At 47.5% G+C, this 17,465-nt stretch carries 16 protein-coding genes; 3 read left to right on the forward strand and 13 right to left on the reverse strand.

Annotation, left to right across the window (positions count from 1 at the left end):
- Positions 1-166 precede the first annotated feature (166 nt).
- From V6668_RS29315 to V6668_RS29345, 7 genes are all read right to left on the reverse strand, one after another.
- Complete coding sequence (locus V6668_RS29315; RefSeq protein WP_338707332.1) at positions 167-1,222, reverse strand: pectinesterase family protein; 1,056 nt, start codon at positions 1,220-1,222, stop codon at positions 167-169.
- On the reverse strand, positions 1,219-2,331 hold the full coding sequence (locus tag V6668_RS29320; protein ID WP_338707333.1) for a glycoside hydrolase family 88/105 protein: 1,113 nt from the start codon (positions 2,329-2,331) through the stop codon (positions 1,219-1,221). Before V6668_RS29320 ends, V6668_RS29315 begins: the two co-directional genes overlap by 4 nt.
- An 84-nt stretch (positions 2,332-2,415) precedes the next feature.
- Entirely contained in the window at positions 2,416-3,384 is a 969-nt protein-coding gene (locus V6668_RS29325) for a LacI family DNA-binding transcriptional regulator (RefSeq protein WP_338707334.1), read from the reverse strand.
- A 39-nt stretch (positions 3,385-3,423) separates the two neighbouring features.
- On the reverse strand, positions 3,424-5,019 hold the full coding sequence (locus tag V6668_RS29330) for an extracellular solute-binding protein (protein ID WP_076251950.1): 1,596 nt from the start codon (positions 5,017-5,019) through the stop codon (positions 3,424-3,426).
- Between the two features lie 68 nt (positions 5,020-5,087).
- The gene (locus tag V6668_RS29335) at positions 5,088-5,969 is read right to left on the reverse strand and encodes a carbohydrate ABC transporter permease (RefSeq protein ID WP_036612222.1); all 882 of its coding nucleotides are present in this window, start codon (positions 5,967-5,969) and stop codon (positions 5,088-5,090) included.
- A 29-nt stretch (positions 5,970-5,998) separates the two neighbouring features.
- Positions 5,999-6,916: an ABC transporter permease gene (locus V6668_RS29340; RefSeq protein WP_422395234.1), complete on the reverse strand. Its 918-nt coding sequence runs from the start codon at positions 6,914-6,916 to the stop codon at positions 5,999-6,001.
- 356 nt (positions 6,917-7,272) lie between these two features.
- Positions 7,273-8,076: an AraC family transcriptional regulator gene (locus V6668_RS29345; RefSeq protein ID WP_338707335.1), complete on the reverse strand. Its 804-nt coding sequence runs from the start codon at positions 8,074-8,076 to the stop codon at positions 7,273-7,275.
- A gap of 117 nt (positions 8,077-8,193) precedes the next feature.
- On the opposite strand from V6668_RS29345, the gene V6668_RS29350 reads away from it, so the two are divergent.
- Complete coding sequence (locus V6668_RS29350; RefSeq protein WP_338707336.1) at positions 8,194-9,417, forward strand: MFS transporter; 1,224 nt, start codon at positions 8,194-8,196, stop codon at positions 9,415-9,417.
- Between the two features lie 78 nt (positions 9,418-9,495).
- The gene (locus V6668_RS29355; RefSeq protein WP_036671717.1) at positions 9,496-10,278 is read left to right on the forward strand and encodes an ABC transporter ATP-binding protein; all 783 of its coding nucleotides are present in this window, start codon (positions 9,496-9,498) and stop codon (positions 10,276-10,278) included.
- A gap of 198 nt (positions 10,279-10,476) precedes the next feature.
- On the opposite strand, the gene V6668_RS29360 is transcribed toward V6668_RS29355, so the two are convergent.
- From V6668_RS29360 to V6668_RS29380, 5 genes are all read right to left on the reverse strand, one after another.
- Entirely contained in the window at positions 10,477-11,205 is a 729-nt protein-coding gene (locus tag V6668_RS29360; protein WP_036671718.1) for a class I SAM-dependent DNA methyltransferase, read from the reverse strand.
- A 146-nt stretch (positions 11,206-11,351) separates the two neighbouring features.
- Positions 11,352-12,647 carry a glycosyltransferase family 2 protein gene (locus tag V6668_RS29365; RefSeq protein WP_036612238.1) on the reverse strand — a complete coding sequence of 432 codons (1,296 nt, stop codon included), beginning with the start codon at positions 12,645-12,647 and terminating at the stop codon, positions 11,352-11,354.
- A 160-nt stretch (positions 12,648-12,807) separates the two neighbouring features.
- A complete protein-coding gene (locus V6668_RS29370; protein ID WP_036612242.1) occupies positions 12,808-13,683 on the reverse strand; it encodes a diguanylate cyclase domain-containing protein in 876 nt (291 codons plus the stop codon).
- A gap of 112 nt (positions 13,684-13,795) precedes the next feature.
- Positions 13,796-14,905 (reverse strand): glycosyl hydrolase family 8, encoded by a 1,110-nt coding sequence (locus V6668_RS29375; RefSeq protein ID WP_338707337.1) that lies wholly within the window; start codon positions 14,903-14,905, stop codon positions 13,796-13,798.
- Between the two features lie 104 nt (positions 14,906-15,009).
- Positions 15,010-15,450 carry a MarR family winged helix-turn-helix transcriptional regulator gene (locus tag V6668_RS29380; protein WP_036612335.1) on the reverse strand — a complete coding sequence of 147 codons (441 nt, stop codon included), beginning with the start codon at positions 15,448-15,450 and terminating at the stop codon, positions 15,010-15,012.
- 212 nt (positions 15,451-15,662) lie between these two features.
- Between V6668_RS29380 and V6668_RS29385 the strand changes: the two genes are divergently transcribed.
- On the forward strand, positions 15,663-16,103 hold the full coding sequence (locus V6668_RS29385; protein WP_338707338.1) for a GNAT family N-acetyltransferase: 441 nt from the start codon (positions 15,663-15,665) through the stop codon (positions 16,101-16,103).
- 173 nt (positions 16,104-16,276) lie between these two features.
- Here the strand turns inward: V6668_RS29385 and rlmN are convergent, their stop codons facing one another.
- Positions 16,277-17,371: a 23S rRNA (adenine(2503)-C(2))-methyltransferase RlmN gene (gene rlmN / locus V6668_RS29390; protein WP_338707339.1), complete on the reverse strand. Its 1,095-nt coding sequence runs from the start codon at positions 17,369-17,371 to the stop codon at positions 16,277-16,279.
- Positions 17,372-17,465: the final 94 nt, after the last annotated feature.

The following is a 17,465-nucleotide window of genomic DNA, read 5'->3' on the forward strand; positions in this document are numbered from 1 at the left end:
TGTATTTAATCAGTAAAATGCAAAAGAGATAAGGGATAAAATAGTTCTATTGGGGGCGAAAAATGTAATATAGCGCACAAAAAAGGTTTTCTTTCAACTCCTTAGGAGACTTGAAAGAAAACCTGTGTTAGATATTTCGCAGAGAAGAGGGCGTATCTTACTGCCGCTACTCCCCTCTCCTTTCCAAAGGCTGCCATCCATCCACGCCGGACAGAATCAGAGGTACAGTGTACTCGGCCGCTTCCTGTTCGGTCAGTATTTTGGCCCAAGGCACACGATCAGCAGCACTTCCGGCACCAGGTCCGGCGCTGTTATATTCAGCATACTGAACGGTCTGCTCTGCATCTGTCTTGTTCCAGTTGTGCCATCCCTCCCGCTTCACATGAGCGCCGATCCAGCAGTTCAGAAAACAGACTTTGGCATGATGACGCCACGGTCTGCCCAGATACACCGACTGCGGAGGAGCATTGCTGGTCAGATCACAGTCCAGAAACACATAGCCGTAACGCACATCCTCCGGCGTAGAGGCTGCGGTAATCCAACCGTTCACTTGTCCATCCGTAGCCTCCGCTTCAGTCAGGCGATTCTTCGTAAAGATCTCGCAGCCCTTAAACACCACCGTAGCCGAACCAAAAATAAAATCGATATCACCTTCGATGTAACAGTCCTCGAAATACTGCCGCAGTTTGCGCCGCTCGGCACCATCGCGTGGCCCGCCAAAATAACTGCGATCCATGGGCTGCTCCGGCAGCGGGCCGGTGAAGATCGTATCCTGGTGACCGATCAAACGACAGCGGCGAAAGACCGCCCGGTCTCCATCCACATAAACGGCCAGGGCCTGACCAACCTGCTTGCCCGGCCCGGCAGCATTTACGAAGGAAATCCCCTCTGCCGTGAAATCATCGGCACCAACGAAAGCCGTATAGGAATGAAACGTATGATATGGCGACCCGTCCGGAAACTTCTTGAGTGCATGATCATCATACGTAATGATCGTCTGCTCCGCCCCCTCACCAATCAGGTGGATGCCCGGCTTCTCCATATGCAGCTTCTCATGATAGACACCAGCCTTCACTCGAATTGGAACGATTCCGATGCCATTCTCCGGCAGCGCATCAACTGCGGCCTGAATCGTCACATAATCCCCTGTCCCATCTGAAGCAACAGTCAGACAGGGAGCTGATGATTCCAATGCTGTATTTGGCAATCTCTGCTGCGTCATGGCAGTCGCTCCATTTCCAGTGCTGCCAGCAGAAGCGGAGCCACACCCATAAAGGAATCGCTTACAACCGCTTCGGTTACATAGTAGTTGTACGAGCCATCCCGATCCAGGCTTAGTCCTGCGCCATGACAGATCCCGTTTAACCGAACGCCGTCAGCCGTCTCCTCCACCAATCTGGAGGACAGTCCCTGCCATCCCTTCTCCGCCGCAGCTCTGAAATGCGGCTCCAGATACCTTAGTCGCACACCCTTCGCAAGTGCATATACAAACATGCTTGACCCGGATGCTTCCAGATAGTTGCCTTTGCGGAAGCCCTGATCCAGCACCTGGAACCATAACCCGCTCTCCTGCTCCTGCACGCGTACCAGAGCATGACACATCCGTTCGAAGATGCCGATGATGGTTCCGCGCTTTGGATGATTCACGGGGAAATGCTCCACGCTGTCTACAATCGCCATGGCATACCAGCCCATCGCCCGGCTCCAGAAGTGTGGTGAGCACCCTGTCGATGAATCTGCCCAGACCTGCTCCTTCGATTCATCCCAGCCATGATAGAGCAGCCCGGTCCGCGGATCACGGGTCTGGCGTTCGATCAGCAGAATCTGATGTGCCACTTCGTCCCACAGCTCAGGTAGATCAAACGTCTTGGCATACTCTGCAAGGAAAGGCGACGACATATACAATCCATCCAGCCACATCTGGAATGGATAGATTTTTTTGTGCCAGAAACCGCCCTCCGACGTGCGGGGTTGCCCTGCGAGCTGTGCTGCCAGGAGATGCGCCGCTTCTGCGTAACGCTGATCTTCAGCACCATCCAGTAATGCAAACAGGTTTTTCCCCTGATTAATCTGATCCAGATTATATTCTTCCAAAGTATAGGTGCCAATAGAGCCATCCGGCTGGATATACAGGTCCATATGTTTTTTCATAAAATCAGCATACTCTTGTTTGCCATAATACTGCCCGGTTCGTGCCATTGCCATCAAGGTCATGCCTTCCACGTATGCCCATCGTCCCGAAGGGAACGCATGATAACCGTCCCCGTCACATTGCTGGATGATCGTTGCTGCAATTCGCTCAGACCAGGATAACTGTGTCTGTACCTGCATAAGCAATTCCTCCTTGAATGTTGTACTCACCTAATACATGTATGATTAAAGGATAACCGCTTCACTCTTCATAGGTTGCTGTCCTTATTGCCGGCACATTGCCGTTGAATTGCGAAGGTTCAGCTTGGGCTGAATAACCACCGGAACATCGACCTGTTCATCACGGATCAACGAGACAATCAACTCTGCTGCCTGCACGGCCAGTTCATCCAGAGGCGGGCCAATTGTAGTCAAGGCCACTTCGGCATATTGCATATCCGGCAGATCATCATACCCGATTAACGAGATATCGCTTGGAACGCTGTAACCTGCCTCAAGCAAAGCCCGGAGCGCACCTCGGGTGACTAGGTTGTTCAGTCCAATAAAAGCTGTTGGCGAATCCGCCCCAAACGCATGATTACGTATGGAAAAATACCCGTCTTCCCAGGAGGAATACGCTGGCAGCACATGGTCTTCGTTAAAAGCCAGACCCGTACGCTGCAACGCTTCCCGGTAACCCTCCAACTTGACGTGCTGGGAGTTGCCGATGAATCCGATTCGGCTGTGGCCCAGCGATTTCAGATGCTCCACTGCTTTGAACAGCCCTTCTTTGCGATCAATCTTGATGTAAGGAGAGTTCGGCGCTTCATCTGTACCCAGCACAAAACATGGCATGTTGAGTGTTGCGAACTTTTTCCAGAACATCTCCCGATTGTCCAGTGCATAGTCCCACAGAATACATCCGTCCACGCGCAGCTGGCTGAAGACATCCACGCCATCATCCGCCACAACCAGGATCATCTGATATCCCCGCTTCTTCAGCTCGGTGTGCAGACGGCCGGAGATGTTCGAGAATAACGGATTGCTCAGCTCATCCAGCACAAAACCGATGATGTTGCTCCTGCCGGTGGAGAGCTGCCGAGCCAGCATGTTTTTCCGATATTGATGTTTCTCCGCGACCGCAAGCACCTTCTGCTTTGTTGCCGGTTTGATTCGGGGATCATCATTCAGCGCCTTCGATACCGTGCTATAGCTCACCCCCGCCAGTTTGGCAATGTCTTTAATGGTTATCAAAATCAATCAACACCTCTCATACGCCTGAAGCCCTATTTCCTATTTCTGTGCAGATTTATAACGATCATATTGTGCCTGTCTGCCCGCAATAACCTGCTCTATATTCATCTTTTTCAACGTCTCAATATAACTGTCAAACTGGTCCAGACTGGCGTCCCCGCTAATAAACTTAAAGTTCATCTCTTCCACATATGTCGTGATGTCAGGCATCGCCATGCTTTCCACACTCGCTTCATCCGGCAGGGCATAGACAAACGGGAACGGTTCGCGCACATACGGCTCCAGTTCTTTATCCATCTTCGCATGCCAAGGGGCTACGACGGAATCAGCAGAATCGGTGGATTGGATGTTCGGCAGATTCACCGGACCAATGCCAAGCTTCTGGATGTATTCATTGTCCTTGCCTTTATCCGTAAATGTCTTCACGCCATTCTCTTCCGTATACGTGTCATCCTTGATGCCCCACGTATAATACGTCTGTGCTTCCTCACTTACGGCATAGTCCAGGAAACGGAAAGCAAGTTCGGGATTTTTACTATCACGTGTAATGCCAAAGATGCCACTCACTGGTGTACGTCCTACATAGAACTGATCCCCATGCGGTCCTTTCAGTGGTAAAATGCCTTTGATGATTGGCTCTTCCGGGTTGTAATCCTTGAACAACGGACTGTAGACCATCGACATATACCAGCTAAAATTAAACGTTGCTCCCGTCACATCCTGAGAGATGCGCGACGTGACCTGATCACTCGTGGTACTCGCATAATCCACCCCAAGCAGACCTTCCTTGTACAGTCCGTTCAGATAGGTCAAGTACTCCTTGTAGGTAGGCTCATAATAGCTGAAATGTACCTTGCCCTGATCGTCTGCATAGAACTGGTTGGACAGATCGAGACCAAACGCGGGGCCAAAGGCCATGGATACAAATTTTGCTTCCATGGACAGTGGAATCTCATCGGCTTTTCCGTTGCCGTTCGGATCCTCTGTCTTGAATTTGCGCAGCATCGCCGTGAATTCATCCAGCGTGGTCGGCTCGCTTAATCCCAGTTTATCAAGCCAGCGCACATTGACCATAAATACCGGCATGTAGTTGCGTGTTAACGTCTGCTGCGGGATATAATACATTTTACCATCTGGCGTTGTTAAACTGGCTTTGACCGAAGGCGACTTTTCATATATTTTTTTGAGATTCACGCCGTACTTCTCTACCAGTTCATTAATCGGAATGAATAGACCGCTGTTAATGTACTTCATCAGCTGATCCTGATCCGGCAGGTACACGATATCGGGCAAGCCGGTACCAGCAGCCAGCCTCGGATTGACGGCATCCGCATAGTTCTGCGGCGGAATCAGATCCCAATCCACCGTCACACCAGCGTTGCTCTCAATTTTCTTCACGATGGCTGCGGTGGACAAGTCCACATTGGTCGTCCAAGCGTTGGTGCCGAGAATAGACAGCTTGGCATCCGGTTGATCCGTCACCGGCCCTGCTCCGGTATAATTGAAGGCTGGCTCCGAACTGGACGGGGTGCTACCCGCATCGGTTCCCGCCCCTGTTCCGCCGCTACATCCCGCCAGGCTGATTGCCAGTATCGCTGCGATTACACTTTTTCTTCCTGCCCCTTTAAATCTCATCCATCATTCCTCCTTGGTATGAACCATTTTGAACTCCCTTGAATGACATGACACTTAAGTAAGTAAAGCTATCCTTTCACGGCTCCGAGGGTAATTCCCTTAACGAAGTACCGTTGGATAAACGGGTAGATCGTAACAATAGGCAGAATGCTGACCACAATGGATACATAACGAACCTGAAGGGAGGAGACCGCCAGCGCACCGGATGTCATCGTACCGCCCATCTTCTGCATCACTTCCGGCGAAGCCATGATCAGCACTCTTCGCAGGAACATCTGTAAGGGCTGCATATCCTGTTTGCCCAGATATAATAGGGCCGTGAAAAAGTTGTTCCAGTGGAATACCGCATAGTACAGCGTGAGCACAGCCAGTGTTGGCTTAATGATCGGAACCGCCAAACGATAAAGCATCGTCATCTCGTTGGCCCCGTCTATACTGGCACTTTCGAAAATTTCATTCGGAATACCTTCGAAAGCTGAGCGGCAGATCATGACGTTAAACGTAATCACCAGCACAGGCAGCACCATAACCCAGCGAGTGTTGTACAGCCCAAGCGAGGTAATCAGCATGTAGACCGGAATGAGTCCACCCGAGAAATACATGGTGAAGGCGATGAAGAAATTCAGCTTGCGACGTAAGAAAAACTGCTGTCTGGATAATGGAAACGCCGCAAGACATGTTGCCACGATGTTCAACAGTGTGCCTACCACGGTGTACCAGAGGGTGTTGTAGAACGAAACCCACAACTCCTTGTATTGCAGTACCATTTGGTAACCTGACAGGGTAAACCCAACGGGCCACAATACAACTTTTTGTTTGTCGATGGCATCCACCGAGCTGAATGAAATACTAATGACGTACAGAAAGGGATACAACGTGACAACAACCGCCAGTATGGTCAGCAGGTAGACACATCCGTAGAACAAACGGTCACTTCTCGATTTTTGCATACAGGTCTCCTTTGGTCCGGGTTATAGTCTTACCAGAGTGACATCTTGGTCAGGCGGCGGGTCATGGAATTGGCAGCAAAAACAAGGATAAAGGTGATGATGGAGTTGAACAGGCCGACCGCTGTGGCGAAGCCGTAATTCTGGCCCTCAATCCCCATCCGGTATACATAGGTGGACAAGACATCAGCCGTTTCGTAGGTGGCTCCGTTGTAGAGCAGATATACTTTCTCGAAACCTACACTCATAATGCCGCCAAGCGACAGAAGCAGAAGAATGACAATGGTTGGTTTGATACTGGGTAGGGTCAGGTGCCATAGCTCCTGGAATTTGTTGACGCCATCAATTTTGCCGGAATCATACATCTCGGGGTCGATCCCCATAATGGCTGCAATGTAGATGATGGAGCTGAAGCCAAAACTTTGCCAGATGTCGGAACTTGTGAAGATGGTACGGAACCAACTCGCATCCATCATGAAGTTCACTTTTTCCATGCCAAGACTCGCGATGAGGGTGTTCACGATACCGTCTGTTGGTGACAGGAAGTTAATAATCATGCCAGCTACAACAACAGTGGAGATGAAGTGAGGAAGGTACGTAACGGTCTGGGCAAATCGCTTGAATGTCCGGTTCTTGATCTCCACGATGCAGACAGCGAATAAAATCGGAATGGAGAAACCAAACAGGAGCGGCAGGAAGGCGAGCAGAAATGTGTTACGCAGCAGTCGCCAGAAGTAGATGGAATTCACGAATTGTTCGAACCAGCGCAGTCCCACCCACTCCCCGCTGAGCATGCCCTGCCCCGGCAAGAAATTACGAAATGCCAACAGCACGCCAGGCATCGGAAGGTACATGAAGATGAGATAATACAGAAAGATAGGCGAAAACATCAGTAGCAAATATTTATCCCGTCTGATCAGGCTGAACAGCGTGAACATGCGTTTTTTCAACGTGAAACACTCCCCTTCGATACATAATTACAACGTTTGAATTTTTGAATAAAAATGAACTGTCATTTCACTGACGTATTTGTTATTCATCTCATTCACATTTTGTAACAACCTATATTATTATACGTACTAACGAGATAATTACTTGAAATAGTCCTCCTCACACCGTATTTCCGTCTTTTCAATACTTGTCATAACCATAATTACAACGTTGTAATTTTAATCTAAATGTATACGCTTACATAAACTTTTTCCCATCTTAGCAAAGTCTTCAATGTTTGGCAACAAAAAAAATCAGTGGCATGCTGTAACGTACTAAAATACAGTCTCGCATATGCGAGACTGCCCGTTAAAATCTACACATGATTCCGATATTCCATCGGTGTCATAACATACACTCGCTGAAAGGCTCTGTAAAACTGACTGACGCTGGAAAATCCCAGTTCATAACTGATTGTGGTTACTGAATCCGTCGTATGGCGGAGCCTCTTGGACGCTTCTTCTACGCGCAAATTCAGCAGATATTGATACGGTGTTGTTCCCGTAAGAGCCTTGAAAGAACGCATAAAATGATACCGGCTCTGATGTGCAACCATCGCCATCGAATCAATATCCATTGGGCCTGTATAGGCACTGTGAATGTAATCCAACACTCGTTGGAGATGAGGATCAATGAATGTACCGGGATTTACAGTCCTTTTTCCATTTTCCTGCCCCGTCAACATACGCCTTAGATACGTTTCAACCGCCAGTTCTGTTTCCTGCACTTGCAACATTTCGGGCACATCATCTAACAAAATGGAATTCCAGCCTCGAAACAGACTGCTGATCTCAGCAGGATCAAATGTCTGGGTAGGTCGAAACTCAGCTCGCCCCCCACTTAACTCCGCACCTTCGAAACTGCCTAATGGCGGTTTACGGAACTTAATCACAATGACAGCCGAATCCGACCCTATCTCAAAATAATGCTCAGTCTGGGGATGAGCAATAATCCCTATGCCTGCTCTTAGCGGGTATGCATGCCGCTCCTGTACCAGATGACATTGACCTCTGACCGGCAGCGTTAGCTGATACCAGTCGTCATGTACATGCGGCTCATTCGCAAACCCTCCGGTAGCTTTCCATAATTCCAACCCATTTAGCGTCATGTTTAATTCCATCGTTTGCTCACCTGCTGACATTATAGCAAATCGTGCTCACTTTCCAAGCACTTTTCACAAAGACATGATCTGCCCCCATCTTTTATCATTGAAAAAAATAATTCGAGGTGATCTCCCATGGCTCAGGCCACTTTAAGCAAAATGCAAATCAACTCTTCCGCCAATTGGGCACTTGCCGGAGTCAGCTTCGCCCATCTGCTGAATGATGCGATGCAGACAGTGGTTCCGTCTGCATTTCCACTATTCCAGCAGACCATGCAGCTCAGTTTCGCCCAGATGGGCTGGATTGCCTTCACCCTGAATATTACCGCATCCGTCCTTCAGCCACTGGTCGGTTATATGTCAGACCGCAAGCCAATGCCGATCCTGCTTCCCGGAGGTATGCTATTCTCCCTGATCGGTGTTCTCGGTTTAGCTTTGTCTTCCGAGTTATGGATGCTGCTTGTTTCGGCAGCATTAATTGGCATAGGCTCATCCATCCTCCACCCCGAATCCTCACGCGTGGCTCATATGGCAGCCGGCCGTGGACGAGGAATGGCACAGTCGATCTTCCAGGTGGGAGGCAACACAGGACAGGCTATTGCTCCATTACTGGTCGCCTTCATCCTGCTGCCACATGGGCAGCGTAGTTTTCTATGGCTGATGGGCTTTGCCCTGATCGGCATCTTCATTCAGTCTTTTGTCAGTCGTTGGTACAGAGACAAGCTTGCCGAGAATCGCATTCGTCAGCAACGCCCTCTAAAATCAAGCGGCGCAGAGCCAGCAGCTCGACCTGTGAGCAGGGGATTCATCGCTTTTACAATGGGAATTCTCATCCTGCTGCTGTTCTCCAAATTCGTATATATTGCAGGCATGACCGGGTACTACGCCTTCTATTACGCCGATGCATATGACTTGCCTCTCTCCCAGGCACAGATCTGTCTGTTTATTTTGCAATTTGCAGGTATGGTCGGGACCTTGCTCGGTGGCCCACTCGCTGACCGCTACGGACGCAAACCGATGATCTGGTTCTCCATTGCAGGCACTGCACCGTTTTCCCTACTACTACCTTATGCGGGCCCCGTCCTGTCGATGGTGTTGTGCGGAATGATTGGACTCATCCTGATGTCCGGCTTCAGCGTCATCATTGTTTATGCCCAGGAATTGCTTCCTCGTCATATTGGAACGGTATCCGGATTGTTTTTTGGCCTGTCGTTTGGCATGGCTGGACTTGGCTCGGTTGTGTTAGGTTCCTTAATTGACGTGACCAGCATTGCGTTTGTTATCAAGTTATGTTCGTTTTTGCCACTGCTTGGTGTGTGTGCTGTATTTCTGCGCAAGGACCAACCAAGAACAGCGTGATAACCGTTGAAACCTCTTTCGTTTTGTGACTACAATACACCTAGGAGAATTGAGGATAACAGAAGGAAGGAATAACGCATGATTATTGATGTACAGCATGTCACTTGGAAAAGGGGACCACTTACCCTGCTGAACGATGTAAGCTGGCAAGTTAACGACGGTGAACACTGGGCGTTGCTTGGCCTGAATGGCTCCGGAAAAACAACACTCCTGAACATGATCACCGGATATCTCTGGCCGACCGAAGGTAAGATATCCGTGTTAGGCCATGAATATGGTGATGTGGATCTGAGACAGCTTCGCAAATCCATTGGCTGGGTCAGTTCATCCCTGCAAGAGAAATTGCATGGCACAGACCGCACGCAGTATGTCGTGATCAGCGGCAAACACGCCACCATTGGCCTATATGACAAGCTGTCAGATGATGATCTGGATCAGGCACAGGAATTGATGCAAACGCTGGGTTGTCAGCACCTGTGGGATCGCGAATATCGTACCTGCTCTCAAGGCGAGAAACAGAAACTTCTCATTGCCCGAGCACTGATGGCCAATCCGCGCGTACTCATTCTGGACGAGCCTTGCAATGGACTGGATCTTTTCTCAAGAGAGCGACTGCTGGAGAGCATCCGTGAATTATCACAGCGCCCAGATACCCCTTCACTCATCTATGTCACCCATCATACCGAAGAAATATTGCCTGTCTTTAGTCACAGCCTTCTGCTTCGCCGGGGCAAAGTCGTCCGTAGCGGATTAACTGGCGATCTGATGAATACGGAAGTGCTTAGCGACTTCTTCGAGGCACCTGTGGAAGTTGATCAGCATGGAGAACGTGTCTATGTCAGAGCTGCGGCGGATTCATAATTGCGGGGTTATACACAGCAAACGTAACATAGGTGAAGAAACTTAACAGTAAAAGCCCAATATCTTATCCACATGTGGATAGATTTCGGGCTTTTTACTCCTATATCTAGTGTTATCCACCGTTTTCTGTGTAGAACTTTCTAATTAATGAGTATAACTTTACGGTTTCATCTATTTATCTATACGTTTACCAATATCCTATTTCCGCACACCTAGAAACAGAAATAGTGGAATGCGTTGCCTGCGCAGATAGGTTTCCTCGTTTACAAAATAGGCACGTTGTGGTGCCGACTCGCGTAAATGCTCTACACGGAACCCTGCACGCTGCAATGCCATAAAGTATGATTCAATGGAACGATGCATCTTTTTCACACAACCACCCAGCCACTGCTGCTCCCGATATCCTTCTACAAAATACTGATCAACCACCCAATCCGTTCGAGTCCCGGAGGGTTGCAGCGTAGACGTGATCACAGGATGTTCTACCGAAAATATGAATGTGCCATTTTCATTTAACGTGTTATATATCTTGTGGAATAGGCTCTCCACATCCTCGATGTAGTGAACAGCCAGTCGGGATATAACCAGATCGTATGTACCTACCGGATAGGTCCAGTCTTCCATGAATGCCTGTTCAATCTGTGCATTCGTGCCTTTAACCGATTCGTTAGCTGCCCGCACCATATTCAGTGAACCTTCAACTCCCGTGTAAGTTATACCCTCTTGACCAGAACGGAGCAATTCTACGCCAAACCTCGCATCCCCGCAGCCAAGATCCAGTATGCTCTTGCCCGCAACGTCTCCGATCAGCTCTAGCATAACGGGTTTCTCTAACGTATCATTGGCATTCTCCTGCCACTGGCGGCGTTCCATATACTTCTCAAAGTTTTCCTCATTATCGTAAAACTCAGGTCCCCTGTAGCCCATTCCACATGCCTCCGTTTCCTTTATGCAACGTTCAATATGTACAGCCTGAAAGAGTATACATAATGCCAACCAATCTTTCCATAGTAAAAAAGACTGCCTTCTGAACGAATCCAGAAAACAGCCCTTCATTTATAAGTTGATGTTTCTCAGCCAAAACGCTGCGTTTTGTACCATTTGGTTTCTCTCCGGAATAGCTTATCTCCAATAAGCGAGATAAATGCTTTGACGGATATGACCAGAAATAACTGGGCATATGTGAAATAGGAGAGGCAGGCCACAATAAAATTCTGCGTATTGCTTTGCCCAATATCTGCTGAGAGTGCGAGATTAATTTGTAGTACATAAATGTAGTACATTAATGCCCATGCTATTACGAGATACACGTAAACATCCCCTGAGAACTGGAAGGGAGAAATGACATTCGGATTAAATAATGCAATAACCTGATACACTAGATTCGAGACAAAAATAATATCCGATACAATAATAGCGATCATAAACCAGAAATAACTTGCAGCATAGTACAGAACATGCAGTTTAATTCTCCAGCTAGTACGGTCAAATAAATGCTTCACATTGTCGATAACAACCTGGTAATTTCCCTTGGACCAGCGCTGGCGCTGTTTCATATATACCGATAATTGCTCAGGTTCCTGCTGGTAAGCCTCTGCTTGTGGCGCTAATGCAATAAGCTGACCCCGAGTAAGAATATCAAACGACACGGCCGTATCTTCCGTGATCGCATCAGGGTCCCATCCACCAATCTCACGGATCAGTGCTGCCTTGATAATATAGTTCGTACCAGGAATCGTGCCCAGTTTGAATAACTCCCATAGCCCCGTATGGTGAACACGTTGGACCGTTACAAGTTCCAGATTAATGCAACGGGAGAGAAAATTCTGACCCCGATTACGAGCTTTGTTTCGACCAAATACAGCACCATACTTCTCCGGGTTTTCCAATGCTTTTTGTGTCAAAAACATCAATGCATTCCGCTCAGGCGCCGCATCTGCGTCATAGATACATATCCATTCTCCCCACGCCAGTTCAAGGCCATCATTCAAAGCTCCCGACTTCCCACCTGTACCGGTACGCTCCAGAATGGTAAAGTCACGATCTGCATAACTCGTCTTGGCCTTGAGTTCCTTCAGGCGCTCTGCTGTATTATCTGTACAATTATCTGCAATAACAATAACTTGAACTTTATGCTCAGGGTAGTTCAGACGCAATATATGCTCAACGGTAGACACGATAACTACCCCTTCATTATGCGCAGGCACCATGACAGTCACAGTGGGGTAATCATCCATACTTTCAGGAATTTGAATTCCCTTTTTTTCTTGTTTGTTAATGAAACGAATAGCTCCAGCCATAATGACAATCGACTCGGTGACGGATATCCAAATACTGAGGATGGACATCAACAGCAGGAAATCAGCCATTCAATTTCCTCCGATCATATTTCCTGTTAATTTTCCCTCGAAAACGAAGAGTCGCAAAGGTTAATATAAGAATCGTAATGGCAAAGAAACTGCTAACTACAATACATAATGGAACAAACCATGTTAAATAATTCACAGAAATACTCCTCCCCCATAGCATCTAGATGTATTCACCAATGAGATCTGTCTCTGTGTTCCGTTCCAGTGCCGCAATAACAGCATCGATATCCTCATACTTACTGAATTGTTCCTTCTGAAATACCAGTGCACCCGATCGAATAACCGTCTGCAACTCATTTCCCTTTTTATCGATGATTTGCAGATCCATCATGGCTTTTTTGATCCGTTGTGTCAGGATGGGCAAGTACTCCACATTGGTCATTGGACAGATAATCACAAAACGTCCTCGATCCACAAAAAATTTATAATCCTCAAACCGAATCTGCTTCTGTATGGTAGTGGATAGTTCAAGAAGGAACTGTGCATAACGTACGGAACCGAGTGATTCCAGTACCAACGGCAAAAACTCGATCTTGAACATCGCCATGCTGAATCCATATTGCTCCGAATAACGTCTGGCTAGATTACTTTGCTTAACAAGCGTATCCGCAAGTGCATCCTTATTGCCCAGAGAGGTATCCAGGTCAATCTCCGGATTACGCTCCTGAAGCTCCTGCAGACGCTCCATGACACGCGCATTGCGCACAAGACTTGCCTTGATAAAAGCAGCCACAGCCACATTGGCTGGAATGAGCAGCCACCAAGAGAACGTAAGTACACTTACATCCGCGTAGGTAACAAGCCATACAAAATAAGAGACCAGATAGATAAATCCGGCGACGACAGATACCCCGACAGGTATCACAAAACCCAGGATCAGCGCTCCAAGCGACACAATGCTAAACACCACATCCAGTGTAGTATAACTCTGATTCATATAAATCTTAAGATAGACAACGAGCTGCTGGATTACGGCTAATCCAATCAAACTCGCATATCCCCATGCAATACGAAGGATGGGTGCTTTATTCCTCATAGGTTTCTTCTCTCCAGTAGATTGGTTAGTGATATTTCGAGTAAACAATATATGACATGAATAGACAAACATCATGTTAACACATTGTTGAATATATTAAATGACATTTTTATTACTTTTTAAGTAACTTTTGTAATTCAGTCTCCCCAAGCAAAGGAAACAGGTTATCAAACATATGTGTGTTTCCACTAAATACATATCCGCCTGGATAACTGGCGTCCAGACTACGCATGCTGATCATATGCTTATACAGCTGTTTCGCCCATTTTGGATCACCTGACTGAACCGCAAGCAGCATCGCGAGTCCATATACGGATGGAGATTGGTAAGATACCGCAGGTGTGCGAGTACTACGCTTATATTGTCCCGGCAGCTGATGACGGGTATTGAATTCTTTTTTCAAAAAAGCAATGAGCTTGTCCGGTTTGCGGCTGGTCGCAGTTAGATGGTTCGCTACGATCAGCTGATCAATCAGATTCACTGTGTCATCATATGTATACTCTTTCGTCCCCACATTGAATGTTTTCGGATAAAATATCCCGTCATCCGGCATACTCTTCAACATGGATTCGTACTTGGCATATGTGCCCGGCTCCAGCATTTCATGCTTCTCCATTAATTGGAGAGACGGTAGATCCACATAAACCAGGCTTAACATTTCCGCGGAGTAACCATTGCCAAAATCGTGAAAATCAACATAATATCCTTTATTCTGAACCGACTGCGTCAGTGTACGGGAAATATCCGAGGCCGTTGCCAGTTTGGCTTCTCTTCCCTGTTGCCATTGATCTGCTGCCTTTAATAAGACACCGACAATTCGGAAATCATCACCGAGCGCGTTGGTGGTCACGTGAGATTTCCCCTCAGCATCCAGCTTCCAGGCAATATATTTTTGCGGCATGAGGAAATAGGTCGTCAGCAGCTCATAGCTTTGCTCAAATAACGCCTGATCGTTCTTGGCTACAGCATATTGCATCCAAAGACCAAGTGATTCAGATAAAACCTCTCTGCCTGCTACGATATCCGCTTTTTCGGATGTGGCATCCTGCAAATAGGACGCAAGTAAACCATTGGGATTGGTCATATGATCTTGGACAAAGGATACTGTAGGGGATAATTCATTCATCACGAACCGCTCCTTCATGAAAATAATGAACGCTGCTGCAATACTGACCACCAATATGACCAACCACGTTACTGTTTTCCGGTTCATTCTCTTCATGATTCCCTCCTGTACTTTTGCTATTGTGAGATAATGACTACTCTGCTCCTTGAGATCGGTTCGGCTAGGGTCTGGGATGTAGGGGTCAAGTATAGAGGTATTGTTCATTCTGAGATATCCATGTAGGACCGCCGTCCGCCCTTTTTGACAAATTTCCAGTCTACCTCGATGTTGTGGCGCATTCGGCGGAGAAGCTTAACCGCGGTCTCTATCTCTTCATCCGTAAAGCCGTCCAGCGTCACCTGGTCGGAATGCTCGCCCTCTTTACGAATGAATTCCCATGCTTTCAGGCCAGCTTCTGTCGGATATAACAACTTGTTCTTCTTATTGTCTATTGCCGACTGTTTGACAATAAATCCATCGGATTCGAGTTTGCTAATCGCTCTGGCCGCTGTCGTTCGATCTACTTTGATTAGTTCAGCCAGCTGGTTGGGAATAATTCCCGGATTCTCACATATGCGATAAAGATACAGATATTGGCCTCGGGACAAGTTCAGATGTTGAAATTCGACATTGCTGATCGAATCCAGACAGCGGGCAATCATGCCAATTTCACGCAACACTTCTTTTTTCTCAGTCAATGCGCTCACGCCCTTTTATAAAATTGTTGCATTCACAACATAAATAGTGATATAACTACAGTTAAATTGGATTAAATTTTAACCATGATACTCACATCGAACGGCTGCAATGATTATGCTATATACCAGTTTATCATGCCCGGATATGATTACTATCGTCCAAAGGAGAAACATTCATGAATACAACGATTGTTGAAGTTAATAATCAGGAATTGCTCGATGCCTGCTTCGCCATTCGTACGGCTATTTTCGTCGAAGAACAAGGCGTACCCGCAGCGGATGAATTCGATGCTTATGATACATTAGACGCGGAGGCACGCCACATTCTGCTCTACGTAGACGGTGTACCTGCTGCTTCCTCCAGACTGCGCATTGTGGAACAGGTCGCCAAATTGGAACGGATCTGTGTCATGCTTGATTACCGCAAACACGGCCTGGGCCGTGTGCTGATCGACAAGCTGGAGCAGATGGCTATTGCTGATGGTCTTGAGAAAGCCAAGCTGCACGCACAGGTACAAGCTTCCGGGTTCTACGAACGTCTCGGATATGCACCCGCTTCGGAAGTATTTATGGAAGATGGCATTCCCCATCTGCTGATGACCAAAAAACTGAAATAATGACATTCCAAAAAACGCCTCCGTTATCACTTCTCAGTGATATACAGAGGCGTTTTGCATTCAGGCAACGCATTCGCGAATCCAACAGCGATAAATGGCACGTACATACAAAGTGCAGGCACTGATTATAACAACCAAGTATCCTAACTTACTTGCCAGATCCGCGTTGTATCTTATCCCAGTGCCAGACGGTCTGGCTCGGATTCGGCAGCGTTGTTCTTCATTTGTTTACTGCGCAACTGTCCGCAAGCAGCATCGATATCCGTGCCATGTTCCATACGTACAGTGGAGTTGATGTTGTTCTTTTTGAGTGTATCATAGAAGCCCAGAATCGATTCTTCTGTACTCCGTTGATACTGACTGTGCTCATCCACCGGGTTGTATGGGATTAGATTCACACTGACCATACTTCTGCGACTGGACAACAGTTCAGCGAGCTCCGCGGCATGCTCACGTTGATCGTTAACATCACGTAGCAGGATGTACTCAAACATGATACGTTTGTTCGTTGTAGCCAGATAATAATCCACCGCATCCATCAATTGCTCAATCGGGAAAGCCCGGTTGATCTTCATGATGTGTGTACGCAGTTCATTATTCGGTGCATGCAGAGAGATCGCCAGGTTAACCTGCAGACTGCTGTCTGCAAATTCCTTGATTTTGTCCGGAAGGCCACTCGTGGACACAGTAATCCGTTTGGCGGCAAGTGCCAGTCCTTTGCGATCCTTGATGACTTCGATGAAATCACTCATGTGCTGGAAGTTGTCGAATGGTTCACCAATCCCCATCACAACCACGTTGGTTACCCGCTCATCTTGACCTGCTGCATCTAGATGTCGCTGCACATGCATAATCTGTTCCACAATCTCTCCAGCGGTCAGGTCTCGGCTCTTCTTGATCAGACCGCTCGCACAGAAGCTACAGCCAATGTTACAGCCCACTTGTGTGGTCACACAGACGGTAAGTCCGTATTTCTGCCGCATCAATACTGTCTCAATCAGGTTGCCGTCCTGCATCCGAAGCAGAAACTTCACGGTACCATCTGCCGATTCCTGCTTCACATGTTCGCTAAGAGAGTTCATTGTGAAGTGCTCAGAAAGAACAGCCAAACATTCTTGACGGACATCGGACATTGCGGGGAAATCGTGTACACGCTCTTGATATAACCATTCCCAAATCCGGGATGCACGGGATTTTTTCTGCCCATGCTCCGGTAGCCAGGAACGTAATTGCTCTAATGTTAATCCATATATGGATGATTTGTTCATTGTATAATCCTCTTTTCGCAAAAAAGCATATGGCTTATCGGTCCTACCCAAAAAACCTCTACTCCGTATTGTCCCAAAATTGACGAGGGAAAAC

Source organism: Paenibacillus amylolyticus, from assembly GCF_036894225.1.
GTDB classification, from domain to species: domain Bacteria; phylum Bacillota; class Bacilli; order Paenibacillales; family Paenibacillaceae; genus Paenibacillus; species Paenibacillus amylolyticus.